This is a genomic window from Rhodococcus sp. DMF-1, from assembly GCF_021441945.1.
Classification (GTDB): Bacteria; Actinomycetota; Actinomycetes; order Mycobacteriales; family Mycobacteriaceae; genus Rhodococcus; species Rhodococcus ruber.
Genome location: NZ_CP090442.1, coordinates 3,912,447 through 3,938,539 on the forward strand (window position 1 = coordinate 3,912,447; position 26,093 = coordinate 3,938,539).

The window sequence follows — 26,093 nt, forward strand, 5'->3', positions numbered from 1 at the left end:
AGCTCCTCGGGCTCTTCGTGGCGGATCCGCGGGAGGCCGCGGTGTTGATAAACACCTTAACTACTTTTCGGGCGTGAGCGCAACCACATCGGCCCGATCGGTCGTCAGTTGCGGTCGCGCATGTCGAACTGGCTGCGCTTGGTGATGAGCTTGTTGAGGAGCATGACGAGAATCTGCTGCTCCGCCTCGCTCAGCACGTCCACCCATGCCGCTTCCCGCTCGTTCTGGGCACGGAACGTCTCCACGATCTCCCGCTCGCCGGCCTCGGTGAGCGACAAGCGGACCGACCGGCCGTCCTCCGGATCCGGGGTTCGCGTCAACAGACCCGCCTCGACCAGCGGTTTCGCCAGATTGGAGACGGCGGCACGGCTCATGCCGGTGAGCTTGGCGGCCATCTTCGGCTCGATCGGACCGGCCAGCCAGGTGACGAACATCAGCCGATAGGCCGACCACGACCGCCCCCGCGGGCGGTGCACGGCCGCCTCGAGGTCGTACGTGACGATGTCGGAGGCGCGGTTGAGAGTCAGCAGCACCTCGGTGGCCTGCTCGTGGTAGTCGCCGTATCGGTTGCTCAGGCGCCGGTTCGCGAGTTCGACGAAGGACCAGTAGTCGAGGTCGCGGGCGTCCGCTTCGGTCATGGCCTTCACCTTATCCGAGCTCGACAATTTAGTACACGTATTAATTATATGGGCGTGCCCCCCGACCCGGCAGAGCATCGGAGGGCACCGGCGGCCGAACGACCACGGCTCACGCGCGGGTCGGCCGGACCATCCCGATCGACCGCCCGCCTACGCTCCTACCTCGCCCCTCGTTCGGACCCCGGCCGGTGCCCCGCTCCGGACGCGTCGGACCCGAACAGCGCCCCCAGCCGCTGCAACAGACCCCGGCGCGGTCGCCGGTCGAGGTCCCGGACGATGACTGTGCTGCCACCCTCGGCCGCGGCCTCGACGATCACGACGTCACCGGGGAATCGCAGCTCCCACCGGCCGCGATCGACCGTCTGCGCGGTCGGCTCCTGCCTGCGCACGATCGCGTCGACCGTCGCCTGCACCGGATCCGGCGAGTGGTAGACCTCGGTGTTTCTCCTCGTCTCCCGATGCTCGTAGGTCTCGGCGATGTGGTCCCGGCTCTCGCCGCCGCAGCCCACGAGCAGCAGCGACGACACGAGCACCGGCACCGCCCGTTTCGCGACGGACGCCCGGCCCGCGCGCACGATTTCCCCCATGAAATCCCCCCGTATCGAATTGTTCCGCGGGGCACCATACAGTCCGGGAGTGAGCCACCTCGCGGGCGTGCACGTTTCGTGTCTCGTACCACGAGGCGGCGGGGAAGCATCCGCATCTGACTACGGGTGTGCACAATTGAAGGGCACCGCACCGACTCGACGCATCACGGAAGGCCTGGAATGAGTTCGACGGAGATCAGCGCCGACCCGCACGCCGGCACCCTGCGCAGCCCCCACTTCTGGCTGGCGCCGGTCGTCGTGGTGACCGCCGTGATGGCGGCCCTGGCGGCCCTCTACATCGGCAGCATGATCAATCCGGCCGACAATCTGCACAGGTTCCCGGTCGCCATCGTCAACCAGGACGTCGGCGACGTGCTGCCCGGTTCGGACCAGCAGCGCAATCTCGGCGCCGAGATCACCGCCGCCGTCGCCGACGGGGTCGATCCGGCGGAGATCGACCTGCAGCAGGTCGGGATCTCCGGGGCGATCTCGGGTCTCGACTCGGGCCGACTCTACGGCGCGATCGTGATTCCGAGCGACTTCACCAAACGCACGTCCATCCTGGCGCAGGGCAGCGTGATCCCCGGCGACATCGAGAAGCCGATCATCACCGTCTACACCAACCCCCGCATCGGCACCTTCGGCAAGGGCATCGTCGAATCGATCGCCGACCGCGCCCTGACCACCGTGAACGCCACCGTCGGGGAACAACTCACCACCACGGTCACCGACACCCTCGCCACCAGCGCCCCGGATCTGCAGCTGTCCGGCGGCAGCCGGTTGACGCTGGCGGATCCGATCGATGTCCGCTTCGTCGAGCACAAGCCGCTGCCCGACGGCACCGGACTGGGCCTGTCCGCGTTCTACTACACACTGCTGCTCATCCTCGCGGGCTTCACCGGCGCCACCATCGTCAACTCGCTCGTCGACAGCGCCCTCGGTTTCGTCCCCACCGAGTACGGGCCGTGGTACGTCGACCGGAAGACTGCGCATCTGTCGCGGTTCCGGGTGCTGCTCGTGAAGTGGGCGATCATGGTGATCCTGGGGCTGATCGTGTCGGCGCTCTACCTGTGGATCGCCACCCTGCTCGGCATGCCCGTGACCCGCGCCCTGCTGCTGTGGGAGTACGGGGCCCTCGCGATCACGGCCGTGGGCGTCACCTCGATCTCGGTGATGGCCGTGTTCGGTTCCGCCGGACTGCTGGTGAACCTGTTGATCTTCATCATCCTGGGCCTGCCGTCGTCGGGCGGGACCGTGCCGCTCGAGGCGATGCCCCCGCTGTACACGTGGCTGTCGACCTTCGAACCGATGCATCAGGTGTACATCGCGACCCGGGCCATCCTGTACTTCGACGGCAGTGGCCCCGCGGGGCTGACCCGCGGCGCCCTGATGACCCTGCTGGGTCTCGGGATCGGCCTCGCGCTCGGGGCGGTGGTGACTCGGATCTACGACGTGCGCGGGTTCCACCGCCGCAGCGACGCCGACCCCGCACTCGTTCCGGCGCAGGACACGTGAGACAGGACCCCGCTGCTCCTCGAGGGCAGAGCAGCGGGGTCCCGGGTCTCGAAGGTAGCGTTCCGATTCCGCCCGGCCCAGCCGCGCCGGGGTGAAACGGGGGATGAAACTGTCCCCGGCTGCGGCGTCGCCGGCAGCAGCGTGACCGAGCGGGCCAGCGGATGCCCGCGGACCGATAGCGGAGTATGCTCATTACTGAGTCCACTCATTCCGGGAGGCGCGAAATGGTCGAATCGGCGGGAGCGCCGGGTCGCCGAGACCGGAACATGCGTGACAAGCAGAGCCGAATCTTCGCTGCCGCCTCATCGTTGTTCGCGGAGAAGGGCTCCGCGGGGGTCACGACACAGCAGATCTCCGAACGCGCGGACGTCGCGGCCGGAACGTTGTTCCGCTACGCGACGTCCAAGGGCGAACTGCTGATGATGGTCTACAACCAGCAGTTCCGGGCGGCCCTGAGCATCGGCGAGCGCGAGTCACGCTCGCGGCGCGACCCGGTGGACGCCGTACTGGCCCTCGTCCGGCCCATTCTCGAGGCGGCCGACAGCAACGTCGAGAACACGGTGAATTACCAACGCGAGCTGCTGTTCGGCTCCGCAAGCGAGAAATACCGTTCCGAGGGACTCGATCTCGTCGCCCTCTTCGAGGAGACGGTCGCGTGCCGGCTCGTCGAGGCCGCGCGCAACCGCGGGCTGGACGAGAGGCAGGCGGAGGACCGGGCCCGGCACGCCGGCCGGAGCATCTTCGCGATCCTGCACCTGATCCTTGCGCGCGCGTTCACCGGTGCGCATCCACACAACGACCCCGAAGCCGACCTGCACGCCCAGATCGACCAGATCGTCACGGGCTTCTTCGCAGCACTCGACGACGACCGCCCGGCCCGCGGCACGCCGCAACCGGGCACGTCCTCACCCCAACGAAAGAAGGAATCATGACCAGCCGGATCAGCAAGGTGACGGTCCTCGGGACCGGTGTCCTCGGTGCGCAGATCGCGTTCCAGTCCGCCTACAGCGGGTTCGACGTCACCGCCTACGACATCAGCGACGACGCCCTGACCAACGCGCAGAAGCGCTTCGGCGAGCTCGCCGAGACGTACAAGCGTGAGGTTCCCGGTGCCGGCGACGGGAAGGCGGAGGCGGCTGCGACCGGCATCCGCCTGTCCTCCGACCTCGCGGACGCCGTCCGGGACGCAGACCTCGTCGTCGAGGCCGTGCCCGAGGTCCTCGACATCAAGCGGGACACCTACACGAAGCTGGGCGCCGTCGCACCCGCGGAGACGATCTTCGCCACCAACTCCTCCACGCTCCTGCCCAGCGACATCAAGGACTTCACCGGCCGTCCTGACAAGTTCCTCGCGCTGCACTTCGCCAACCAGGTGTGGAAGTTCAACACGGCCGAGGTCATGGGCACCGACGACACCGACCCCGCGGTGTTCGATCAAGTCGTCGACTTCGCCGCGGCCATCGGTATGGTTCCGATCCCGATCCACAAGGAGAAGGCCGGCTATGTCCTGAACTCGCTGCTCGTGCCGTTCCTCAACGCGGCGGGTGAACTCGCCGCCGGTGGCTACGCCGACCCCCAGGACGTCGACAAGGTGTGGCGGATCGCCACCGGCGCACCCATGGGGCCCTTCCAGATCTACGACATCATCGGGCTCACCACGCCGTACAACATCCTCTCCCACGGCGACGAGAAGGACCGGACCATCGCCGCGTGGTTGAAAGAGAACTACATCGACGTCGGCAAGCTCGGTGTGGCGACGGGCGAAGGGTTCTACCGCTACTCGAACGACAAGTAACGACGACCGACCACGGCGAAAGGGCTACGCGTCATGTACTACAGCAGCGGAAACTACGAAGCGTTCGCCCGGCCCCGCAAGCCCGCAGGGGTGGACGAGAAGACAGCATGGTTCGTCGGGGCCGGACTCGCCTCCCTGTCCGGAGCCGCCTTCCTGATCCGGGACGGGCAGATGCCCGCGTCCGGAATCACCATCCTGGAACGACTGAAACTGCCAGGCGGTGCGCTCGACGGCATCAAGGAACCCGAGAAGGGCTTCGTGATCCGCGGAGGCCGCGAGATGGAGGACCACTTCGAGTGTCTGTGGGACCTGTTCCGGTCCGTTCCGTCCATCGAAATCGACGGTGCGAGCGTTCTCGACGAGTTCTACTGGCTGAACAAGGACGACCCCAACTTCTCGCTGCAACGGGCAACGGAGAAGCAGGGCCGCGATGCACACACCGACGGCCTGTTCACCCTGAACCAGCGGGCACAGAAGGACATCGTCAAGGTGTTCCTCGCCAGCCGCGAGGAAATGGAGAACAAGCGGATCGACGAGGTCTTCGGCCGTGACTTCCTCGACAGCAACTTCTGGCTCTACTGGCGCACGATGTTCGCATTCGAGGAATGGCACAGCGCCCTCGAGATGAAGCTCTACCTGCACCGCTTCATCCACCACATCGGCGGCCTGCCGGACTTCTCCGCCCTGAAGTTCACCAAGTACAACCAGTACGAGTCCCTCGTGCTACCGCTGTACAAGTGGCTCCTCGACCAGGGCGTGACCTTCCGGTTCGCCACCGAGGTCACCGACATCGACTTCGACATCACCCCGGACCGCAAGCAGGCCACGCGCATCCACTGGGTCACCGAGGAGGGCACAGGCGGAGTCGACCTCGGCGAGAACGACCTGCTCTTCACCACCATCGGTTCACTGACCGAGAACTCCGACAACGGTGACCACCACACCCCGGCCCGACTCGACGAGGGCCCGGCCCCGGCGTGGGACCTGTGGCGCAGGATCGCCGCCAAGGATCCGTCCTTCGGGCATCCGGATGTGTTCGGCGGCCACATCCCCCGGACGAAGTGGGAATCGGCGACTGTCACCACGCTCGACAAGCGCATCCCCTCCTACATCGAGAAGATCTGCAAGCGTGACCCGTTCAGCGGCAAGGTGGTCACCGGCGGTATCGTCACCGCCAAGGACTCCAGTTGGCTGATGAGTTGGACCGTCAACCGGCAGCCGCATTTCAAGCAGCAACCCTCGGACCAGATCGTCGTCTGGGTCTACTCGCTGTTCGTCGACGTCCCCGGAGACTACGTGCACAAGCCGATGCAGGAATGCACCGGCGAGGAGATCACGCAGGAATGGCTCTACCACATGGGCGTTCCCGTCGACGAGATTCCCGAGCTCGCCGCGGACGGCGCAAAGTGCGTGCCCGTCATGATGCCCTACGTGACGTCGTTCTTCATGCCCCGTCAGGCGGGCGACCGGCCGGACGTGGTTCCGGAGGGCGCGGTGAACTTCGCCTTCATCGGGCAGTTCGCCGAGACGACCCGCGACTGCATCTTCACCACCGAATATTCGGTGCGCACCGGGATGGAGGCCGCGTATCGTCTGCTCGACATCGAACGCGGTGTTCCGGAGGTCTTCGGCTCGACCTACGACATCCGGGAACTGCTCGCGGCCACCAGCAGGCTGCGGGACGGGAAGGAACTGCACCTTCCCGGTCCGAAGCTGCTGCGCGAGAACCTGATCGCAAAGCTCGAAGCGACGGAGATCGCCGACCTGCTTCAGGAGTCCGGCCTGCTTTCCGAGTAGCTGCGGGTCCGGAGTCGGCGGTGTCGGCACGACAGTGCAGACTGGACAGGTGCGCACCGTCCTGGTTCCCGACACCGCCGGCGGGCAGTCGCCCGACGGATGGACCGTTCCGGTCGACGCCGACGGACGACCGCTCGCCGCGGCCGAACACCACGACGACCTCGTGACATTCGTGCGGACATGCGAGGAGACGGAGCCGCCGCGGTGGATCTGGACCGGCACCGCCTCCGTCTACCCCGCCTTCCTGCGCGGCGGGGCCCGTGTGCGCCGATGCCACGACCTCGCCTCCACCCGCGCGATCCTGAACGTGCGCGCCGGGATTCCCACCCCACCGGAGCAATCGGTCGACGAGCGTCCGGGACTGTTCGACGTCGCCCCCACCGCCGACCTCGACTCGGTGCTCGCCGAGTTCGCCTGGCAGCGGGTCGAACTCCGCGGCCGTGCCCGGCTCGAACTGCTCGTCGCCGCCGAATCGGCGGGCACGCTGGCCGCCGCCGAGATGGGCTTCGACGGGTTGCCGTTCTCCGCCGACACCCACCGGCAGGTTCTCGAGCGCACCCTCGGTCCGCGCCCCGTCGACGACGGGTTACCACCTCGGATAACCGAACTGAACACCCGGATCGGTGCGGTGTTCGGTCGTGCGCTCAACCCGGCCTCGCACACCGAGGTGCTCGAGGCGTTCCGGCGCGAGGGCATCGAAGTGCCGTCCACCCGCAAACGGGTGCTGCGCGAACTCGACCATCCGGCGGTGCCGCTGCTCCTGCAGCACCGGGATCTGTCGAAGCTGCACAGCACCAACGGCTGGCACTGGCTCGACACCTGGGTGCGCGACGGCCGGTTCCGCCCGGTCTATGTACCCGGTGCTGTGGTGTCCGGACGCTGGGCGAGCCGTGGCGGTGGGGCCCTGCAGATCCCGAAGGCGTTGCGGTCGAGCGTGATCGCCGAGCCCGGCCACGTTTTCGTGATCGCCGATGCCGGCCAGCTCGAACCGCGCATCCTCGCCGCGATGTCCGGCGACCCGCGGATGACGACGGCGGCGGGGGCCGAGGACCTGTACGCGCCGGTGGCGGCGACCACGTTCGGCGGCGACCGCGCGAAGGCGAAGGTGGCCGTGCTCGGCGTGCTCTACGGCGCGACGTCCGGCGAGTCACGGGCGTTGCTCACGATGCTGCGGCGGAGTTTTCCCGAGGCGGTGGAATTCGTCGAGCGCGCCGCGCGGGCCGGGGAACGCGGCGAGGTGGTGCATTCGTGGCTGGGCCGCGCGTGCCCACCGCCCGACGCCGGCTTCTTCGCGCACGGCGACGCACGGGCCCGGGGGCGGTTCACCCGCAACTTCGTCGTCCAGGCGACAGCCGCCGAATGGGCGCTGTGCGTGCTGGCGGATCTTCGCCTGCGCCTGGCCGCCGACGACGCCGGTGAACTCGTCTTCTTCCAGCACGACGAGATCGTGGTGCACACCCGCACGCCGGAGACCGCGACGGCACACCTGTCCGCCGCGGTGGAGTCGGCCACCCGGTTGCTGTTCGGAGCCACCGAAGTGCGTTTCCCCATGCAGGTCTCGGTGCGCGACTGCTACGGCGCGGACGAGTCGTAGGCGGCGTGCGTCCACAGGTGGAATGAGGCGTAGGCCCGCCACGGACTCCACCGCCGCGTCCGGACCGTCACCTCGCGGGCGGTATCCACGCCGAGGGCCCTGCGCAGCACCAGATCTCCGACGGGACACGCGTCGCGGTCCCCGAGCACGCGCACGGCGAGGTAGTCCACGGTCCACGGCCCGATTCCCGGCAGTCCGAGAAGGTCCCGGCGGAACCGCACGGGGTCGGACGGATCGAGACCGTCGGCCGCGGCGCGGGCGAGCGCGAGCACGGTACGCACCCGGGCGCCGGTCAGCCCCACGGCCGCCTGCAGTTCGTGCGGGTCCGCACCGACGAGCCCGGTCGGCAACGGGAAGCAGAGCAGGCCGTCGCGTCCCGGATCGCCGTAGCGGGCGACGAGGCGGCCGGCGAACGTGGCGGCCGCCGCGACGCTGACCTGCTGTCCCAGCACCGTCTGGACGGCGGTGTCGAACCAGTCCGTCGTCCCGAGCACGCGCAGTCCCGGCCGGGCCGCCACCATCGGCGCGAGGTACGGATCGGCGCCGAGCGCCGCGTCGATCACGGCCGGGTCGGCATCGAGGTCCAGCCACCGCCGGACCGTCTGCTCCACCTCGGGTAGGTCGCGACGATCCGCGTCGATCCGGACGGACACGTGCTCGGAGCCGGGACGGATCGCGACCACCGTGGGACCGTACCGCCCCCGCACCGACCGGACGTGCGTGCCCGTGTCCGCGTCGTGCCGTTCGAGACCGGCGACGGTGTGGCTGCGCAGCGCGGCGAGCATCGGCGCCGCGGCCAGCGGCGGCGTCACGGTCGGCCGCAGGACGACGCTCACGCCGCGGTCTCGAGCCGGAGCAGGGCACGCTTGGCTTCCACCCCGCCCACGTACCGGCCGAGGTCGCCGTCGCCGCGCACCACGCGATGGCACGGCAGGACGACGGGCAGCGGATTCCTCGCGCACGCCGTGCCCACCGCCCGGACGGCGCGGGGGCTGCCCGCCACGGCCGCCACCTCGGCGTAGCTCGCGGTCCGGCCGTAGCCGGGCAGGTGCGTGATCACCTCGCGCCGGAAACCCCGCGCCAGGCTCAGGTCGAGCGGCAGGTCGAAGGTGGTGCGCGTGCCGCGGAAGTACTCGTCGAGCTGGCGAGCGGCGGTGTCGAGCCGGGCGGGTGCGGCAAGGATGCGGGGGCTGATGTCGGCGGCGAGCCGATCGAGGACCGCGTCGTGGTTCTCGACGGCGTACGCGACCCGCACGAGTCCGGCGGGGGTGGCGGCGAGCAGCAGCGGCCCGACCGGGGTGTCCACGATGCGGTAGGCGACGTCGAGCAGGTCGGCGGCGCCGGCAGCGACGGTCAGCCGGGCGTGCAGGCGGGTCAGATCGGCGGTGGCGACAGGGGACGGTTCGAGCGTCATGACGGTTCCTCCGTCGGATAGCGGCGGCGCAGCGCGGCCCGGCCGTCGGCGGCGGCGCGGCGCGCGGCGTCGGTGGAGTTGCCGAGGATCGTGGCGATCTCGGCGTAGGGCAGGCCGACCACATGGTGGTAGACGACGGCGGCGCGTTGGGTGAACGGCAGCGCGGCGACCGCGGACCACAGGTCGTCGTCGGGTGCGGGGATGCCCACCTCGGCCGGGCGCTCCGGGAGAACGGCGACCGGTACCGGCGTGCGAGCCCGGGACCGGTGGACGTCGACGGCCTTGCGATGGGCGATCGTCACGAGCCACGCCTCGACGTTGCTGCCCGGACGCAGCGCCGGGTAGGCGCGCAGCGCGGCGAGGAACGTCTCGGACCAGGCGTCGTCGGCGTCGACGGGACCGAGCAGCGCGCGGCACACCCGCAGGACGGTGCCGCCGTGCTCGGCGACGACCCGCTCGAACGGGGGCAGCGGGTCACGGGACGGCACGGGTCACCTGCGCCTCCCGGTCGAGCAGGTAACGCTTGCGGTCGAGACCGCCGGCGTACCCGGTGAGGGTGCCGTCGCGGCCGATCACGCGGTGGCACGGCACCACGATGCTCACCGGGTTGCGGCCGTTGGCGGCGGCCACCGCGCGCACGGCGGTGGGTTGCCCGACCGCGGCGGCGAGCTCGGTGTACGTGCACACCGTGCCGTACGGGACGGCCTGCAGCGCCTGCCATACCCGGCGCTGGAACGGGGTTCCGTGCAGCCCGAGCGGCACGGTGAACTCGGTGCGCCGGCCCGCGAAGTATTCGTCGAGCTGCTCGGTGATCTCCTCGAAACCGGTCGCCGCGAGATCCCCGAAGGTGTGCGGGCCGGGTCGGTGCCGATGTTCGGCGAGGTACAGGCCGCTGAGGGCCCCGGCGGTCCGCACCAGAGTCAGCGGTCCGATCGGTGAGTCGACGACCGTGTGGGTTCGCGTCGCGTTCACGGGTTCGATCCTTCCATCCGGTGTATACGGGGTAGACGCCTCCACGGGCGGAAACGTGAGATCGGTCCGTGACGCAGTTCACCGGACCGTGGCCGGAATACCCGGGAACGGGTCGGTGTTGAAGAGTTCGGATCGGTACGCTCCGTGTCCCCCGGGCTCAATATTTCTGCCTTTGCAGAGTTCCGTCCGGCTGGAGCTGCATTGCGCCTTTCGCCGTGAGGCGACCGAGCGTGCCGGTCCTTCATCTTTCGTCGGGGGGCGTGGCCCCGCCCCGGCCGGGGAACCCGGACTCATGGCCAGGCGAACCGAACCCGCGGTCGCGGCGTCGAGCCAGTGGATCGACGACGACGGAATCCGATACCCGCGCGGCGATACGCACGCCTGGACGCCCGGCACCAATCAGACCCTGTGCGGACTCCCGCTCTCCCGCGCCCGCCTCGCCCGCTTCCCGCACGTGCCGTGGAGCGAGGCGCTGTACCTGGCGGACACCGGCGAACACGGTGTCGTACCGTGCCGCCGCTGCACCGCGGCCACGCGCCACGATCGGCCCCGGTGGACCCGCACGGACCCCCGGCCGTGACCGCCGTTCGGCTCCGCGCCGGGACGCGCGATGCCATGCTGTGAAGCCATGGCGGAACCGAGAGAGCGGGACCGGAGCTTCGAACGGTATCTGACGTTCCTCGACGCGATCGTGGCCATCGCGATCACCCTGCTGGTGCTGCCGCTCGTCGATCGAGCCTCCGACCACGAGGGGACGACGATCGAATTGCTGCACGACGCCACCGGAGCGATCGGGGCGTTCGCCCTGAGCTTCGTCGTCATCTTCCGGTTCTGGTGGGGGCAGCACCGGCTGGTACGCGACATCGTCGCCGACGATCCCTGGGTCGATCGGGCGCTGTTCCTGTGGGCACTCACCATCGTCTTCCTGCCCTTCCCCTCCGCGCTGGTGGCGACGAACTCCGACGAGACCGCGACCCGTGCGCTGTACATCGGCACCATGGCGGCCAGCGGGGCGGCGCTGATGTTGTCGGCGTGGGCCGCCGGCCGGCACCCGGCCGTCACGGCGGGCGCCGAGCCACCGGATCTGGCGGGGACTGTCGTGCTGACGGCGCTCATGGTGGTGGCACTGGTCCTGAGCGTGACCGTCCCGCCGCTGTCGTACTACCCCCTGCTGTTGTTGCTGCTGTCGGGTCCGTTGACCGGGCTCGTGCGGCGCGGCCGTCACCCGTCCGACGCGTGAGTGCCCGTCCTCCGACAGGAACCGCTCGCCGCCCGGTCATCCGCGACGACGATCGTCACAGCGGATAACCGGCCGGCGAGCGGGTACTCACGGACGGATCCGAGCGGGTCGTCGCCGAACGGCGCGACCCCGGAATCCGAGGGCAGGTGAGAGATTCATGCTGGAACGCAACGTAGCCGAGGGTGTGCACCGCATCGAACACGCCGACGTCAACGTCTACCTCCTCGAGGACGACGACGGGGTGACCGTGGTCGACACCGGGCTGCCGGCGGCCTTCGGCCACATCGAGGCGGCCCTGCGCGAGATCGGCCGTTCGACGAGCCAGATCCGCGCGATCGTGCTCACGCACTCCCACTTCGATCACGTCGGCTCGGCGCGGCGCGCGCACCGGCAGTGGCAGGTGCCGGTGTGGGTGCACCGGGACGAGGAGTTCCTCACCGCCCATCCGTACCGGTACAAGCACGAGCGCAGCCGGTTGCTGTATCCGATCCGCTATCCGCGGTGCATCGGCGTCCTGGCGCGGATGGCCGCCGCCGGGGCGCTGACGGTGCGCGGAGTCTCCGATCCGACGCTGTTCGACAGCGGCGCTCAGCTCGACGTCCCGGGCCGGCCACGCGTGGTGTTCACGCCCGGCCACACCCTCGGGCACTGCGCGCTGCACCTGCCGGACCGTGGGGCGCTGATCTCCGGCGACGCCCTCGTCACGCTCGACCCGTACACGTGCCGCCGGGGACCGCACATCGTCGCCGGCGCCGCCACCGCCGACAGCAGGCAGGCGCTCGAGTCGCTGTCCGCGCTGGCCGAGACGGGAGCCGAGACCGTCCTGCCGGGGCACGGGCAACCCTGGTACGACGGCGCCGAAGCGGCGGTGGCGGTAGCCCTGCGCGCCGGACCGTCGTGAGGGCCGCGCGCAGGTGTGGGAACGCAACCCCTCCGAAGTGGACTTATTTTTTCTTTTGGGTATGGTCGAGCCGAGTTCGCGATTGCCGATTCGGAAAGGATTGACAATGGCCGCCAAGTCCGCCGTCAAAAGTTCCAAACAATCCGCCCGCGCTTTGAAGGAGCGCCGCGCGGAAAAACGAGCCAAGGCTCAGGATGCGGGTCAGCTCATCCGCAAGCGCAAGAGCTGACCACTCGATCAAAGCCGGGACACACACTCGAATGCACTCCACGACAACGACTCTGGAGACCCTCTACCGGAACATCGGCGAAATGATGACGCGAGACCGGAATCTCGAAATCGACTTTCCGGGATACCGCCAAGGGCTGGAAACCGCCCGGCTGTACGTACTCGACGAACTGGCCCGATACTCCGCTTTTTCGATGGCGAGAAAGGACAGCGCAGAGAAGAAGGCACGAGCCGCATGAAAATCACCAGGCATGCGCTGCAGAATATTCGCAGCAATCTGGAAAACGAACTGGCGACCGTCGGATCGTCCACCCACACCCGGGGCTACCGCCGCGGGCTCCACGACGCCCTGGCGCACGTGGTCGCCCTGCAGGACACCACCGACGCGCGCACACCGCACTGAAAACCTCTCCCCTCGCTCCGTCCCGGCCGATGCACCCGGGACGGAGCGTCGTCTCGGCCCGGTGTGGCCGGTGTCGAAAGCGATGACCGAACCATGATGCGCATCCCTGTGAGCGCGCCCGGCGCCCGGCTCGAGTCGGGCAGCACACCCGTGCGGGCCGCCGTGCTGAAGGTGATGTTCCTACCCCTGGACATCGGCGAACGGCCCGTACCACCCCCGGTACCCGCCGTGCCCTACGCCGAGCCGTTCCTGCCGGCCCGGATCGCCGGCCGCACCGGCTACCTCGAACGCCCCGCTGCCCTGCTGGCCTTCCGGCACCGCACCGAACCCGGCACCCGGCTGACCTTCGGGGCGCCGACCCCCGCCGCGCACCCACGCCCGTACGACGGACCGGCGGGGGCATGTGCGTCACTGTGGGAGGTGCCGGGGGCCGGACCGGTACTGGTCTGCGAGATCCTGTCCGCCGATCCACCGGGTGCCGTGCTCACCTGGCACAGCGACCCCCTGTTCGACGGCGCCGAGACGGGCTTCCGGCGGACCCTCGACACCTTCCTCGCCCCGTTCGGGATCACCGCCGACGCCAGCCTGGTCGACCTGTTCCCGCGACTGGACACCCGGCTGCCCGACACGGAGGTGTACCGCCCCCTCGCGCAGGTCGCCGTCCGCACCGCGCCTCCCCTTACCGACGAACCGTCGATCGAGGGACTGGTGGTCGAGGTCGCCGGCGACGCACGCGAGGCGGCGCGCCGTCTGGTGGACGGCCCACCCGCCGGCGTACTGGCCGAGGCAGCGGCGCGCTCGTGCGGACGGTTGCAGGCCTGGCACCGGCCGGCCGCGACGGACGTGGCCGTGCGCAAGGACGGCCGGGCGTTGCTGCTCGACCTCGGGGGCGGATATGTCGGCGCGGACAGCCGGGAGACGCTGTACCACCTGATCGGCTGGACGGGCCTGCGCGCACGGCTCCACGCCGACCACCGTCGCCTGCTGACCGCGCTGCGGCGGCACGAGACGCTCGACCCCGACGAGATCCGCACCGCCCTCGGCGATGTCGCGCGGGCACGGGTGCGACTCGTCGAACTCGCCGTGCTGTCCGCCGAGGCTCGGCCGGCGCACGACGACCCGAAGTGGGTACGCACCCTGCTCGTGGCGTCCGGCGCCGGGGAGGTCACCGCGGCGCGGGCGGCGGTGGAGGAGTTGTGCGCCGCCGCCGAGCGGGTGCTGTGGCAGCGCCTGCACCTGCGCTCGACTCGCCGGTCGTGGTGGGCCGACCCGAAGGCGATGGCGGCCGCCGCGACCTGGGTGGTGTTCGTCGTGGCGGTCACCGCGTTCGCGGCGTCGACGCAGGTGCTGGCCGGTGCGGCGATCGTCGCCGTGGCCGCCGGTGCGGCCATGGGGTTCGTCGAGTCCCTCGAACGCCGACGGGCGCCGAAGCGACGACGTCGCGACCGCCGGTGAGTGCCACCCTCCAGTACGCGCGCGCAGAACGCACCCTCACGCCGCCATCGTCGGAGCGATCGCCTCCATCTGTTCGAGTACCAGCTTGATCGCGCCTGCCTGCCGATCCGGCGGGTATTTGTACCGCGTGAGCAGCCGCTTGATCTGCGAGCGCAACTTGGCCTTGACGTCGGCCCGCACGCGCCAGTCGGTCCTGACGTCGCGACGCATGACGGCGACGAGTTCCCGGGCGATCTGGGCGAGCACATCGTCGCCCTGCTCGGTGACGGCGGATTCGTTCTGGGCCACGGCGTCGTAGAAGGCGAGTTCGTGCCAGTCCAGCGGCGGATCGAAGCGGCGGCCGCGGTCGCCCTCGGCCTGCACCTCCTGCGCGACCTCGACCAGCGCGGCGATCACCTCCGCCGAGGTGAGCTGCGAATTGGTGTACTTGTTCATCAGCTCCTGCAGGCGTTGTGAGAACGCTCGCTGACGTACCAGATTGTGCCGTGCGACCTTTCGCGCCTCCTCGTTGATGAGCTTGCGAAGCGCCTCGATCGCGAGGTTCGGGTTCTTCGCGTGTTCGGCCCGTGCCAGGAACTCCGCATTGAGTTCGGTGAGCGAGGGCCGCGGAATGCCGGCGGCGTCGTAGATGTCGAGTACCTCGCCCGATTCGACCGAGGCGGCCATGAGCTGACGCAAGGCGCGCCGCACGTCCTCCGGAACAGCGAGCCCCCGCGCCTGCCGATCCTCGGCGTCGAACTTCGCCATGTAGACGCGGACTTCCTCGAAGAACTTCGCGTCGGCGGCCAGCCCTCCCAGATCGGGATGGGTGCCGCAGATCGCCCAGGAACGGGACAGTTGGGAGGAGAATTTCCGGAAGCGGGCCGCAAGAGTCTCGTCCCCTTCCGGCACCCGGTTCTCCGGAAGCTTCGGGTCGCGCAGGTAGTTCACGGTGGCGAGCACGGCTTCGATATAGCTACGCGGTCCGGTGGCGGACCGGAGGCGCGACCGCCAGTCGAAACCGTGCAGCATGTTCGCGAGCACCGTGAGCAGGTTCTTGACGGCGTCGACGGACTCCTCGATCGGCCGGCCCAGCGGTTTGGTCTCCTGATCGGTCGCCGTGTACTCGGCCAGCGCCTCGGCGAGGTTGTCGGCGACGGGCGCGTAGGCCACGAGCAGCCCGTCGCGCTTGCCGCGGAAGGTGCGGTTGACCCGGGCGAGGGCCTGCATGAGCAGCGCACCCTTCAACGGCCGGTCGAGGTAGAGGGTATGCAGCGGCGGCGCATCGAAGCCGGTGAGGAGCATGTCCTTGACGATGACGATTTCGAGCTCGTCATCGATGTCCTTGAGTCGCTTCTTGATCGCGGCGTTCGCCGAGTCGCGGCGCACATGTCTGTCGATCGGCGGCTGATCGGCCGCGGTTCCCGAGTAGACGACTTTGATTCGCCCGCTGGAGATCTCGTCCGAATGCCAATCCGGGCGCAGCGCGACGATCTCGTCGTAGAGATTGGCGCAGATCTCGCGGGTCGCGCACACGATCAGGGCCTTGCCGGGCGCGGTGGGGTTGTCGTCGGACCCGACGAATTTGGCCATCTGCTCGCGGCGACTCTCCCAGTGCTCGACGAGGTCGGCGGCGAGCTTGTGCAGCCGGGCCGGCGCGCCGTAGACGGCGTTGACGACCGCGACGGACTTCTCGATGCGGTCGCGGTCGGTGTCGTCGAGTCCGACGGTGAGTTCGTCGGCGGACGCGTCGATCTGCTCCTCGGTCACGTCGCCGGCGAACGCGACCTTGACCAGCCGGCTTTCGAAGTGGACCGGGACGGTGGCGCCGTCCTCGACCGCACGGGTGAGGTCGTAGACGTCGATGTAGTCGCCGAACACCGCTCGGGTGTCCCGGTCCTCGAACGAGACGGGCGTGCCGGTGAAGGCGATGAGGGTCGCGTGCGGCAGCGCGTCGCGCAGGTGGCGCGCGTAGCCGTCGAGGTTGTCGTAGTGGCTGCGGTGCGCCTCGTCGACGATGACGATGACGTTGCGCCGGGCCGAGAGGAGGGGGTGGCTGTGGCCGGATTCGCGTTCGTCACGGCTGCGCCCGAATTTCTGCAGGGTCGTGAAGTAGATCCCGCCGGTTGTCCGGCCGGACAGTTCCTGTCGGAGTTCGTCACGGCGCCGAATCTGCCGCGGCTTCTCGGGGAGCAGCTGGGAGCGCAGAAACGTCTCGTAGAGTTGGCCGTCGAGTTCGTTGCGGTCGGTGATGACGACGACGGTCGGGTTGGCGAGCCGGGGGTGGCGGATCACCTGGTTCGCGTACAGCTCCATTTCCATCGACTTACCGGAGCCCTGGGTATGCCAGACGACGCCGGCCTTGCCCTCGGAGTCGACGGCGTGCACGGTCGACGCGACGGCTTTGGTGACGGCGAAGTACTGGTGCGGCTTCGCGATGCGCTTGATCAGCCCGCCCTCGCTCTGATCGAACGCCGTGAAGTCGCGTACGAGCTGCAGGAACCGTTCGAGGTTGAACAGCCCGTACAGGGCGACGTCTAGGGCTGTGTGGTCGCCGGTGGGTTCGATCGGGCGGCCGTCGTCGTCGACGTTCCAGGGGGAGAAGTGTTCGTACGGGGTGAAGGGCGTCCCGTACTTGGCGGTGATGCCGTCGGAGACGAGCGCGACGACGGCGAAGCGGAACGCGAGCGGGAACTCTCGTAGGTAGGTGTGCAGCTGGGCGTGGGCACCGTTGAGCCCGGCATGCTCGCTGCCGGCGTTCTTCAGTTCGATCACCGCGACGGGCATCCCGTTGAGGTACAGAACCACGTCGAAGCGGCGCTCATGGTCGCCGCGGATTACGGTCACCTGACGCGCGGCGAGCCAGTCGTTGTCGTCCGGGTCCACGGAAATCAGGCGGATCGTGGGTGTGACCTCCACGCCGCTGTCGTCGACATAGTTGATCTTGCGCAAGCCTTCGGTGAGGTATGCGTGCACGGCGCGATTCTCCGAGATCGCGTCGGTGGATCCGGCGGTGGTGACCACGTCCACGGCCTGCTCGATCACCTGGGGCGGCAGGTCGGGGTTCAGCCGGGCGAGCGCCGTGCGCAGGCGCGGCTCGATCACCAAGTCGTCCCACGACGAGCGTTCCCCGCTGCCAGGGGCGATGTCCACTCCGGACACGGGACGCCAGCCCAGTTCGCCGAGGGTGTCGAGCGCGAGCTGCTCCCACACCGACTCGTTCAGGCTGGGGCCCGTGAAATCCAGGATGTCTGCCATGGCACCAACTTAAGAGGTCGGCTCGCGTCGAGCGAGCAGGCGGGCGGTGATCTGTCGAGACTTGTCGTCGATTGCACGGGACGCTATCAGTCGATTGATAACCCGCGTTATCGCGTTCAAGGTACTGCGATTGAGCTACTCGGGTCGAAGCTGGGAGCGTCCCGCACCGCTCGATCGAGGAGATCTTGTGACGTACCCGAGCCTTCATCCCGCCCCTGCGGCCGAGGTCGATTCGTCCCGGCGCACCTTCCGTCGGGGTTTCACCGTCGGCGTCGCCGCCGCCCTCGCCGTCGGTGCGCTGGTGACGGGGGTCGTGCTCGTGGTGCGGAACATCGCCGGCCCGGACTCGTTCACGGTGGGCGGCACGATGACGCTGCAGGACGGATTCACCCCCAGTTCCGCGACGCAGTTCGACTGCGAGGGCGAGGGTGGCTACTCCGACATGTCCCCCGCGGCGGCGGTGACTGTCTCGGACCAGTCCGGCACCCTCCTCGCCAAAGGCCGGCTCGACGGCAGCATCGACATGGGCGACAGCTGCATCTTCACGTTCGCCGTCGCGGACGTCCCGCGCGGGGCCGCCTTCTACGAGGTGGAGATCTCCCACCGCGGAGGCATTTCGTTCACCGAGTCCGAAGCCGAGGACGGCATCTCCCTCAGCCTCGGCGACTGATCACCCATCTTCCATTCGAAAGCAGGTTTGTCGTGAACCAGAACGATCCGCGTATCCAGCCGCCGCAGGGCTTCCCGGCCCCGCAGTACCCGGGCTGGCAGAACTCGGCCGTCCAGCCGCAGCCGCCGCAGAAGAAGCGCAAGAAGTGGCCGTGGGTCGTCGGAGCCGTCGTCGCGCTGTTCGTGATTGCCGGTGTGTCCGGCGGTGACGAAGAGGACTCCTCCACGGCGACCGCGCCGTCGGCCGGGCAGACCCGAGAAGATCGGGAGTCGGCACCGTCCCGCCCCACCCAGGCCGAGCAGCCGGCCGCAGGGCTCGACACCCCGGTGCGCGACGGCAAGTTCGAGTTCGTCGTCACCGAGGTGCAGACCGGGCTGACCACGTTGGGCGACAACCAGTTCCTGGCCGAGGAAGCCCAGGGCCAGTTCGTCATCGTGACGATGACGGTCTCCAACATCTCCGATCAGCCGAAGGGTCTGAGCCCGAGCGATCAGAAGTTGATCGACTCCCAGGGCCGCACGTTCAGCCCGGACACGTCCGCCGCGCTGAACCTGGAGACCGACGTCGCGTTCTGGGACGAGATCAACCCCGGCAACACCGTCACGATGCCGGTCGTGTTCGACATGCCGGTCGATGCGGTTCCCGCCTCGATCGAACTGCACGACTCCATGTTCTCCGGCGGAGTCACCGTCTCCCTGCGGTGACGTCCCCGGGGCCGGTGCGCCCGCGAGGGGTCGGGCGCACCGGCACTTCCCCGGCTCGGGGAGCGAGCGAATGTATCGCTCGTCCGGCCCCCTCCCATCCCGAGCGAATGCATCGCTCACCACCTCAGGAGCGGCACACTCACTCGCTCCTGCGGTCGATTCTCAGACGAAGGGCAAGACGATGTCGGACGACAAGACGCCCGCACCCGCCGGCTGGTACCCCGATCCGAACGGGGGACAGCGTTACTGGGACGGCACCCGGTGGCTGGACTTCCCCGGCTCCGGCGCCGACGACGGCAAGAAGCGCCGAATCAGGAAGAAGCCGCTCCTGATCATGCTGGCAGTCCTGCTGCTCGCCGTGGGTGGTGGGGCGCTCACCTGGAAGCTGAATCACGACGCCCAGGTTGCGGCACAGGTCGCGGCGGCAGAGGAAGCTGCACAGCGCGAAGCGGAACGTCAGGCCGCAGAGAAGGCGGCGCAGCAGCAGCGCGACAACGCCGAGCGCGCCTCCCGCGCGCGCTCCGTCTCGGAGATCGAGTCGAGTGTGGAGCAGATGGCGAACAAGCACATCGACAACGGAATGTTCGACGGGCCGGTGATCGAGGTGACCTGCTCACCCGTCAACGGCGGGTCCACCGACAACCTCACCGAGACGACGACGGTGTTCGAGTGCTTCGTGGCGACCGAGGACAACGGCGACGGCACGATGAGCGGGTACAAGTACCACGCGACGATGAACTGGACGACGGGCAGCTTCACCTACGGGTTCGGGGCGCCGTAGCGACGACGACAGCCGCACGCTTCGGCGTCCTGTCGCACCTCAGGACGTTACGCCCGTCCCTCCACACCTGCGCCGTACATCGACAACGAAAGCGACGGTTGTCGATGTACGGCGCCGTCCAGACTGCGAGGCGAGCGGCAGAGGGCCGAGCTCAGTGGCGCAGTCCCAGCGTGGCGCTCAGCTCGGGAATCCGCGTCGCCAGGGCCGAGTACACGAGACGGTCGTTCACCTTGTCGTAGTGGTGTGCGATCAGGTTTCGCATCCGTCCGATCGCAACCCAGTCGACGCCGGGGAACTCGGACTTGAACGTCTCCGGCAACTTCTCGATGACCGTGGCCACCTGGATCAGGATGTGCCGACCGTTGTTCCGCAGCACGCGCCCGTGGGGACTGTCCTCCAGGTAGGCCTCCAAGCCGAGTCCCACCGTGTAGGACGCGTCTGCCGCGAAATCGGCGAGGTCCTGCAAACGACGGCGAACGCGCTCATCCGCATATTTCTCCGGCGTCACAAGTTCTCCGACGTCACAGCGCCACGGCTTCCTTTCGGGCGCGGTCCCCCACGCGCCCCCCGGCTCGCCCGTCGACGATCTCGACCCGCACGGTGAGCAGGTCTTCCAAAGCTTGCTGCAACTCGAGCAGATCGACGATGTCGTGGCGATCGCTGAAATCCACGATGAGGTCGATATCCGAGGCGAAGTCGTCGTCGCCGCGCGCCACAGATCCGAACACCCTCGGGTTCGGCAGCCCTGCCTCGGCGAAGAGCTCGCACACTTCTCCACGTCGGGCTGCCAGAGCCTCGGAGGGACGAACGGGCAGGGCTGCCGTCAGCGCCGAACGAGCCGGCTCGGACGGCTGCCGTCGTCCTGTCTCGATCGCGGCGATCAGGGGTTGCTTGATGCCGGAGCGCTCGGCGAGCTCCCGCTGCGAGAGACCCAGAATCCCCCGCCGGATGCGAACGAAGTCACCGAAGCCGACAGCCACGACATCACGATAACAGGTGTTGTTATCGCTTGAAGCGATGTGGGCCGGATGCGGCCCATGCCCCCCGGGGAGTCACGGGTTCGCTCGAATGTGCAGTTCTCGTGACGACTCGCCGGGCAACCACCACGAGAACTGCACGCTCGGCACAGTGCCGCTCAACCGAAGTTCACCTGACGACGAGCGTTCGCCAGGCACGTGACGGCGCCCGTCCCGAACGGGCCGAGCCGGTCGAACAGCACCGAGGTGCCCACCGCGACGCCGTCGGCGCTGAGGTGGTGGTCGGCTTCGACGCCGACCTCGGTGCCGACGGGCAGCCGCGAGAGGGTCAGGGTGAGATCGCCGTTGATGAAGCCGACGCCCTCGTCGCTCCAGTTGGCCATGAAACTGGTGCCCTCGCCGACGACCGCGGTCCGCACGAACGGCGACATCTCCTCCCCCACGAGCACCGGAATCTGCCGGGACCACATGCGTTTCCGGCTCGCGTTCTGGTGCTCGGCCCGCACCTGCGACCAGCCCTCGGGGTGCGCGTCGCTGCCGAACCAGGTGCGCGCGAATCCGGTCTCCGGGCCGTCGAACGCCTCGGCGGGCGGCGTCGGGTGCTCGTCCCGGGTCCACACCGTGCCGGGCGGCTGCTCGGACGGGCGCAGGTAGACGACGGTTCCGCGGGCGGTGACGTCGTCGCCCTGGATGAGGTAGGCGTCGGCGACGCGGATGCGGTTGCCGTCGCGCACGCGGGTCGTCTCGAACCGCACGGGCGCGTTCTGCACCGGCCGGAACAGGTCGACGGTGAGCCGGGCGGGGACGAACCCGTCGGGACCGTGGTCCTTGTCGAGCTCCCGGGCGAGCAGGCCGGTCACGCACGGCCCGGCCAGCATGGTCGACGACCAGGGGCTGACGGCGTACTTCGTGGGAAGGTACGTGCCGTCGGATTCGGTGAAGTATCCGCGCGTGGAGTCAGGCATGCTCGGATTCTCGCAGTGTCCGTTTCCGCGGCTCCCGGTCAGGTTCCGACGTCCTCGCTCGCGCTGCGGTATCGAAGCCATGCCATCGCCGCACCGCAGGCCAGGACGGCGGCGGTCGTCGCACCCACCGACGTCCACGTCCACGCACTCGGGCTCCACCCGGCCGGGTCGTCGGTGAGCGGGGTGTAGGCCGTCCACCCGAACTGCGCGAGCAGCGGCAGCGCCAGCACCGCCAGCAGGGTCAGCGAGGTGGCGGTCACGGGCGCCGTCGACGGCAGTGACGCGACGATCGAGTACGCGGCGGCGAACGGCACCACAAGGATCGTCGCCACAAAATTCGCGTTGTCCCACGGGGGACGATCGAAGATCCCGGCAGCCGCGGCGAGCGCGAGCAGACCGACACCGATCAGCGGGATCGGCCTGCGGCGACCCAGCCACACACCGACGGCCACAAGAGCCGGCGCGATCAGCAGCGCCGGCCACGCCGCCGGCGACCACGAGACGGTACCGCCCACGGCGACGACCACCGCCGTCGCCGCCAGGAGCACCGCCCCCGTCCGTCCCCGCAGCCACAGCGCCGCGGCGATGAGCACCGGCACCGCCACCAGGCCCAGCAACCATCGCCCTTCCCCGGCATCGTCCAGAGAGAACAGCGCGTGGTGGAACGACCAGTACAGCCCCACCCCGAGGATCGGCACACCGATACCGACGGCCACCTCCCGCCCGCGGGCCCGGGGCGCGTCGACCGGCACCGTGTCGTTTCGGGCGGTCAGCGCCAGCACCCCCGCCGCGACGGCAGTCACGATCGCCAGCGGCAGCCACACGGCATTGACCGGTTGCACGCTCGCTGCCAGGTAGGACGCGTACCGCTGAGGCGCCGAGTCCAGCTCACGGAACTGTGCGAGCGGCTCGGCCGTCAGCAGCCCGGCCACCACCGCTCCGACGAGGGCGGCGTGCAGCTTTCCGGTGCCCAGCACGACGAGCGCGCCGAGCAGCAGGCCCGCGCCGATCGTCGCGGCGTACATGTCGAACCGCCACCCTCCCGGCAGCGCGACGACGGCCACGACCATCGCGCCGACCAGGGCGACCGCGAGCACGCGCCGACGAACTGCCGCCACGGCCAGCGCCGCGAGCGCTCCCGCTGCTGCGGCGGCGACGTCGGAGGTGAACACCGGGCCGGGCAGCAACCCGTCGGCCAAGGGATAGGTGTCGACGCTCGGGGCGGCCAGCACCAGCCCCGCGGTGAAGCCGCCGACGACAAGAAGGACATATCGGAAAATTGACGCCACGCCCTACCTTCGCCGGGCACCCCCCTCGCGCGTGCCCGACGCGCCGGACTCTCTTCGGATTTCGTCACGCACGCCCGAGGTATCCGAACGCGCGTTCGAGTTGACGGTGCGTGCCGGCCGTGCCACCATCCCTCCATTGGCCTGAAAACAGGTCGACCCCGGCAGGTGTTGCAGCACCGCACCGGGGTCTGGGCACACGACAGAAAGAGCTGTCATGCACCGTAGGGTGGAGTCTATCCACACGCCCGGCAGGGGCGTGTACCCGCAACCGCGCGCACGTTCCGTCGCGCCGATCCCACACCGCCGCACCCGGTCGGCGTCCTGACGCACGAGCCCCTCGGCATCGAGGGGCTCGTCGTGCATCGCTGCTCCCGGTGTGCGCGAGGGCAACCGAGGCACACCGGTCTACGTCGCTACTCTCCCGTGGTCCGACGTCAGCGCACGGACGCTGCGAGTGCGAGTTCGTTGCGCTCGAAACCGACTGGGCACCAGTACCTTTGTCCCCGTAGCTGGTGGCGGGGCACCTGATCGCGCGGGTCGACACGTTCGTTCGGGTCCAGTACAGCCGCACGTCGCCCGCGACGTGCGGCCGAAAGTGCTGGCCGAGACGGTCTATCGGGGTATGGCGACCGGGCAGCGTTGGGGAAGGGGCCGAAGAACACAGGGACCCGCAGGGTCTCCGCTCGGTCGGGGACAGCCGCCCGCAGGGCGTCCGCCTCCTCGACACGCCTCCCACCCCGGCACGTTCGTCATCCGGCGGGAACGCCACCACCGAGGAAGTCCGTGACCGCCTCCATCACCTCGGCGGGCTGCTCGTCGTGCGGGTTGTGCCCGGCCCGGTCGATGATCCGAAGGCGCGCACGGGGAATGCCGGCGGCCAGCTCCCGCTGACACTCCGGGGGGAACACGAAGTCGTCGCGCCCGGCCACGACGAGCGTGGGAGCGGTGATCTCGCCGAGCCGATCGGTGACCGTCCAGTCCTTCAGCAGATGCCGGCCGGCGAAGATGAGCGGCGCCGGCCGCAGCCGCGAACGCCACGCGCCGCTGCTCAGTTCGCGCGCCAGTACGTCGAGGCCGGAACGGTAGAAGTATGCGTCCCCGATCTGCGCGAAGATCGGAAAGTACTCGCGGGCAGTGAACTCGCCGGTGAACCACCGCCGCACCAGCTCCGCCTTCTCCCGGCCGTAGCCGCGCTCGAGGAGCACCTTCGGTGCGTTCTGCCGCTCCCAGTGACTGTCGGCGCCGGTGTCGAGAAGCACGAGGTGCGAGACCCTCTCGGGGAAGCGCAGGGCGTACTCGAGCGCGACCTGCCCGCCGAACGAGTGGCCGAGCACCGCCCACCGGTCGAACCCGAGGCGCTCCCGCAGGGCGTCGGCGTCCGCGGTGAGGTTCTCCCACGTCATCGAGTCGACGGGCGCACCGATCGAGCGCCCGTTGCAGCGGTGGTCGTAGAACACCAGGGTGAACCGGTCCGCGCACTGCCGGAAGGCCTGCATCGTCCACATGTCCGCCGACGGTCCGCCGTGCATGAGCACGAGCGGCGGCCCCTGCCCGACGACGTCGACGTAGAGGGAGGTGTCCCGGATCGGAACCCGGCCGGGCCGGACGCGGTGCAGGCTGCCGCGCCATGTCACCGCCGCCGACGACGGACCACGAGAGTCGCGTCGTCGCACCTCGCTTGTCGTCGTGTTCGAACCCGTTGCCTGCGAGTCATTTTCGATGTTGCGTTTGAGGACTGCCAGCATGCGCGCCTGCATGATCCACACGACCGGCGGGAAGATCCCGGAGTAGACGAGGCGCGTAAGCCATCGCGGTCGACCCGCCTGATACCCGCTGACGACGAGGCGGGTGCGCCCGCCGGGCAGCTCCTTCAGTTGGAAGCCCCACAGTCCTTCCAGGTAGGCGGACGGGCGCGGCTGACCGGGGTCGAGGGTGCCGCCCCGCAGATCGATCAACCCGTACAGCCCGAGGAACCGGTTCGGCTCGATCTGCGCGACCTTGTACGCGTCCAGAGGTCCCGCCCCGGGCGCCCAGTACTTCAGTTGGTCGCCGGGCCGGATGTCCTGCCATTCCGGGTGCACTTCCCGGGCGCTCGGACGACCGGCGTTGTCCAGGTGATCCCAGGAGTACCAGCCGCCGCGGTCCCAGCCCATCTGCACCAGCCACGGCCACACCTGCTCGGGCGGCGCGTCGATGGTGACGGCCATCGCGCCCGATCTCTCCCCGTCGGGCACCAGATCCGCACCGGGGAACGGCCCGCGGACCTCCTCGTCGGTGGCGCCCCACCGCACGAGCCGCGGGCGCACGAAGCGTCCGTAGACCACGGCTGCCGCCGCGCCCGCCACCGCGACCTTCGGTGCGACCGCCATGTGTCCAGCGTGCGCCGGGTCCCTGGCGCTCCACAAGGGACCACCGGCCCTCGTCAGTGCAACTCAGCCGCCGACCACCCGGCCGCCCGCGTCTCGAAGACCCTGGCTCGACGATCTCGCCGAGGCCTCTTACCGGCCGTAGTGATACCGGCACGCGGCGATGCAGGCATCGACGTCCCGCACCAGCCGCACGGTCAGTCATCACCGTCGATCGGTTCGTGCACCTGCCTCTCGCCTGCTTCGAGCCGTTCCATCGCATCGAGTAGACGCCGAGCGTTCGCCGGTGAACGCGTCAGGTAGGCCGTTTCACGCAGCGACTCGAAGTCCGCCAGGGAGACGATCACGACCGGTTCGTGGCCCGAGCGGGTAATCACGATCTCCTCCCGGTCGTTGACGACAGAGTCCAAAACCTCGGCGTACCGGGCGCGCGATTCGCTGTAACTCATGGTTCGCATGACGACCTCTGTCCTTTACAGAAAATCGTACGTCCCAGCCGAGATGGGTGGTCTGTCCGAAGCGGTCGACGAATCCACGTTGCTCCCAGCAACGCCACGAATCCGTC

The 26,093-nt window shown here is 69.1% G+C and carries 28 protein-coding genes; 15 read left to right on the forward strand and 13 right to left on the reverse strand.

Annotated features, from left to right (window positions below):
* Positions 1–104: 104 nt before the first annotated feature.
* Both LZP97_RS17795 and LZP97_RS17800 read right to left on the reverse strand, forming a co-directional pair.
* A complete protein-coding gene (locus tag LZP97_RS17795) occupies positions 105–638 on the reverse strand; it encodes a MarR family winged helix-turn-helix transcriptional regulator (protein ID WP_026137528.1) in 534 nt (177 codons plus the stop codon).
* A 158-nt stretch (positions 639–796) separates the two neighbouring features.
* On the reverse strand, positions 797–1,225 hold the full coding sequence (locus LZP97_RS17800) for a DUF4247 domain-containing protein (RefSeq protein WP_048771579.1): 429 nt from the start codon (positions 1,223–1,225) through the stop codon (positions 797–799).
* 180 nt (positions 1,226–1,405) lie between these two features.
* On the opposite strand from LZP97_RS17800, the gene LZP97_RS17805 reads away from it, so the two are divergent.
* The 5 genes from LZP97_RS17805 (at position 1,406) to LZP97_RS17825 (ending at position 7,926) form a co-directional block, all read left to right on the forward strand.
* The gene (locus tag LZP97_RS17805) at positions 1,406–2,740 is read left to right on the forward strand and encodes a YhgE/Pip domain-containing protein (RefSeq protein WP_048771577.1); all 1,335 of its coding nucleotides are present in this window, start codon (positions 1,406–1,408) and stop codon (positions 2,738–2,740) included.
* Between the two features lie 266 nt (positions 2,741–3,006).
* Positions 3,007–3,672, forward strand: a complete 666-nt coding sequence (locus LZP97_RS17810) for a TetR/AcrR family transcriptional regulator (protein ID WP_234574865.1) — start codon at positions 3,007–3,009, stop codon at positions 3,670–3,672.
* Positions 3,669–4,535 carry a 3-hydroxyacyl-CoA dehydrogenase gene (locus LZP97_RS17815; RefSeq protein ID WP_048771574.1) on the forward strand — a complete coding sequence of 289 codons (867 nt, stop codon included), beginning with the start codon at positions 3,669–3,671 and terminating at the stop codon, positions 4,533–4,535. The genes LZP97_RS17810 and LZP97_RS17815 overlap by 4 nt, the downstream gene beginning before the upstream one ends.
* 33 nt (positions 4,536–4,568) lie before the next feature.
* A complete protein-coding gene (locus LZP97_RS17820) occupies positions 4,569–6,332 on the forward strand; it encodes an oleate hydratase (protein WP_048771572.1) in 1,764 nt (587 codons plus the stop codon).
* 49 nt (positions 6,333–6,381) lie between these two features.
* Positions 6,382–7,926, forward strand: a complete 1,545-nt coding sequence (locus LZP97_RS17825) for a bifunctional 3'-5' exonuclease/DNA polymerase (protein ID WP_048771570.1) — start codon at positions 6,382–6,384, stop codon at positions 7,924–7,926.
* On the opposite strand, the gene LZP97_RS17830 is transcribed toward LZP97_RS17825, so the two are convergent.
* The 4 genes from LZP97_RS17830 to LZP97_RS17845 are packed head-to-tail and all read right to left on the reverse strand — an operon-like array spanning position 7,905 to position 10,312.
* Positions 7,905–8,762: a DNA-3-methyladenine glycosylase family protein gene (locus tag LZP97_RS17830; protein WP_010595654.1), complete on the reverse strand. Its 858-nt coding sequence runs from the start codon at positions 8,760–8,762 to the stop codon at positions 7,905–7,907. The two genes, LZP97_RS17825 and LZP97_RS17830, sit on opposite strands and share 22 nt — an antisense overlap.
* Positions 8,759–9,340 (reverse strand): methylated-DNA--[protein]-cysteine S-methyltransferase, encoded by a 582-nt coding sequence (locus LZP97_RS17835; RefSeq protein WP_048771568.1) that lies wholly within the window; start codon positions 9,338–9,340, stop codon positions 8,759–8,761. The genes LZP97_RS17830 and LZP97_RS17835 overlap by 4 nt, the downstream gene beginning before the upstream one ends.
* Positions 9,337–9,828, reverse strand: coding sequence for an RNA polymerase sigma factor (locus LZP97_RS17840; protein ID WP_048771566.1), 492 nt, complete (start codon positions 9,826–9,828; stop codon positions 9,337–9,339). Before LZP97_RS17840 ends, LZP97_RS17835 begins: the two co-directional genes overlap by 4 nt.
* A complete protein-coding gene (locus tag LZP97_RS17845) occupies positions 9,815–10,312 on the reverse strand; it encodes a methylated-DNA--[protein]-cysteine S-methyltransferase (protein WP_010595657.1) in 498 nt (165 codons plus the stop codon). Before LZP97_RS17845 ends, LZP97_RS17840 begins: the two co-directional genes overlap by 14 nt.
* A gap of 292 nt (positions 10,313–10,604) precedes the next feature.
* Between LZP97_RS17845 and LZP97_RS17850 the strand changes: the two genes are divergently transcribed.
* The 7 genes from LZP97_RS17850 (at position 10,605) to LZP97_RS17875 (ending at position 14,539) form a co-directional block, all read left to right on the forward strand.
* Positions 10,605–10,892, forward strand: a complete 288-nt coding sequence (locus tag LZP97_RS17850) for a hypothetical protein (RefSeq protein ID WP_010595658.1) — start codon at positions 10,605–10,607, stop codon at positions 10,890–10,892.
* 48 nt (positions 10,893–10,940) lie between these two features.
* A complete protein-coding gene (locus LZP97_RS17855; protein ID WP_048771565.1) occupies positions 10,941–11,552 on the forward strand; it encodes a TMEM175 family protein in 612 nt (203 codons plus the stop codon).
* A gap of 157 nt (positions 11,553–11,709) precedes the next feature.
* Positions 11,710–12,453, forward strand: a complete 744-nt coding sequence (locus LZP97_RS17860) for an MBL fold metallo-hydrolase (protein ID WP_048771563.1) — start codon at positions 11,710–11,712, stop codon at positions 12,451–12,453.
* Positions 12,454–12,559: 106 nt separating this feature from the next.
* On the forward strand, positions 12,560–12,682 hold the full coding sequence (locus LZP97_RS27300; RefSeq protein ID WP_255325546.1) for a hypothetical protein: 123 nt from the start codon (positions 12,560–12,562) through the stop codon (positions 12,680–12,682).
* 31 nt (positions 12,683–12,713) lie between these two features.
* Complete coding sequence (locus LZP97_RS17865; protein WP_017679712.1) at positions 12,714–12,920, forward strand: hypothetical protein; 207 nt, start codon at positions 12,714–12,716, stop codon at positions 12,918–12,920.
* Entirely contained in the window at positions 12,917–13,084 is a 168-nt protein-coding gene (locus LZP97_RS17870) for a hypothetical protein (protein WP_017679713.1), read from the forward strand. The genes LZP97_RS17865 and LZP97_RS17870 overlap by 4 nt, the downstream gene beginning before the upstream one ends.
* Positions 13,085–13,177: 93 nt before the next feature.
* A complete protein-coding gene (locus LZP97_RS17875; RefSeq protein WP_048771562.1) occupies positions 13,178–14,539 on the forward strand; it encodes a hypothetical protein in 1,362 nt (453 codons plus the stop codon).
* Positions 14,540–14,575: 36 nt separating this feature from the next.
* On the opposite strand, the gene LZP97_RS17880 is transcribed toward LZP97_RS17875, so the two are convergent.
* A complete protein-coding gene (locus LZP97_RS17880; RefSeq protein ID WP_048771560.1) occupies positions 14,576–17,776 on the reverse strand; it encodes a type I restriction endonuclease subunit R in 3,201 nt (1,066 codons plus the stop codon).
* A gap of 187 nt (positions 17,777–17,963) precedes the next feature.
* On the opposite strand from LZP97_RS17880, the gene LZP97_RS17885 reads away from it, so the two are divergent.
* From LZP97_RS17885 to LZP97_RS17895, 3 genes are all read left to right on the forward strand, one after another.
* Positions 17,964–18,446, forward strand: a complete 483-nt coding sequence (locus LZP97_RS17885) for a hypothetical protein (RefSeq protein WP_048771558.1) — start codon at positions 17,964–17,966, stop codon at positions 18,444–18,446.
* Positions 18,447–18,478: 32 nt separating this feature from the next.
* Complete coding sequence (locus tag LZP97_RS17890; protein WP_010595663.1) at positions 18,479–19,150, forward strand: DUF4352 domain-containing protein; 672 nt, start codon at positions 18,479–18,481, stop codon at positions 19,148–19,150.
* Between the two features lie 181 nt (positions 19,151–19,331).
* Complete coding sequence (locus tag LZP97_RS17895; protein ID WP_048771555.1) at positions 19,332–19,931, forward strand: DUF2510 domain-containing protein; 600 nt, start codon at positions 19,332–19,334, stop codon at positions 19,929–19,931.
* A 151-nt stretch (positions 19,932–20,082) separates the two neighbouring features.
* Here LZP97_RS17895 and LZP97_RS17900 read toward each other — a convergent pair whose 3' ends face one another.
* The 6 genes from LZP97_RS17900 to LZP97_RS17925 all read right to left on the reverse strand — a co-directional run bounded on the left by LZP97_RS17900 (position 20,083) and on the right by LZP97_RS17925 (position 25,986).
* On the reverse strand, positions 20,083–20,343 hold the full coding sequence (locus LZP97_RS17900) for a HepT-like ribonuclease domain-containing protein (RefSeq protein ID WP_234574867.1): 261 nt from the start codon (positions 20,341–20,343) through the stop codon (positions 20,083–20,085).
* Between the two features lie 109 nt (positions 20,344–20,452).
* Entirely contained in the window at positions 20,453–20,911 is a 459-nt protein-coding gene (locus LZP97_RS17905; RefSeq protein WP_010595666.1) for an XRE family transcriptional regulator, read from the reverse strand.
* Positions 20,912–21,066: 155 nt separating this feature from the next.
* On the reverse strand, positions 21,067–21,873 hold the full coding sequence (locus tag LZP97_RS17910; protein WP_017679716.1) for an acyl-CoA thioesterase domain-containing protein: 807 nt from the start codon (positions 21,871–21,873) through the stop codon (positions 21,067–21,069).
* Between the two features lie 38 nt (positions 21,874–21,911).
* Positions 21,912–23,162, reverse strand: a complete 1,251-nt coding sequence (locus LZP97_RS17915) for a hypothetical protein (RefSeq protein ID WP_048771550.1) — start codon at positions 23,160–23,162, stop codon at positions 21,912–21,914.
* A 749-nt stretch (positions 23,163–23,911) separates the two neighbouring features.
* Entirely contained in the window at positions 23,912–25,531 is a 1,620-nt protein-coding gene (locus tag LZP97_RS17920) for an alpha/beta fold hydrolase (RefSeq protein ID WP_048771547.1), read from the reverse strand.
* Between the two features lie 194 nt (positions 25,532–25,725).
* Positions 25,726–25,986, reverse strand: a complete 261-nt coding sequence (locus LZP97_RS17925; protein WP_048771544.1) for a type II toxin-antitoxin system Phd/YefM family antitoxin — start codon at positions 25,984–25,986, stop codon at positions 25,726–25,728.
* Positions 25,987–26,093: the final 107 nt, after the last annotated feature.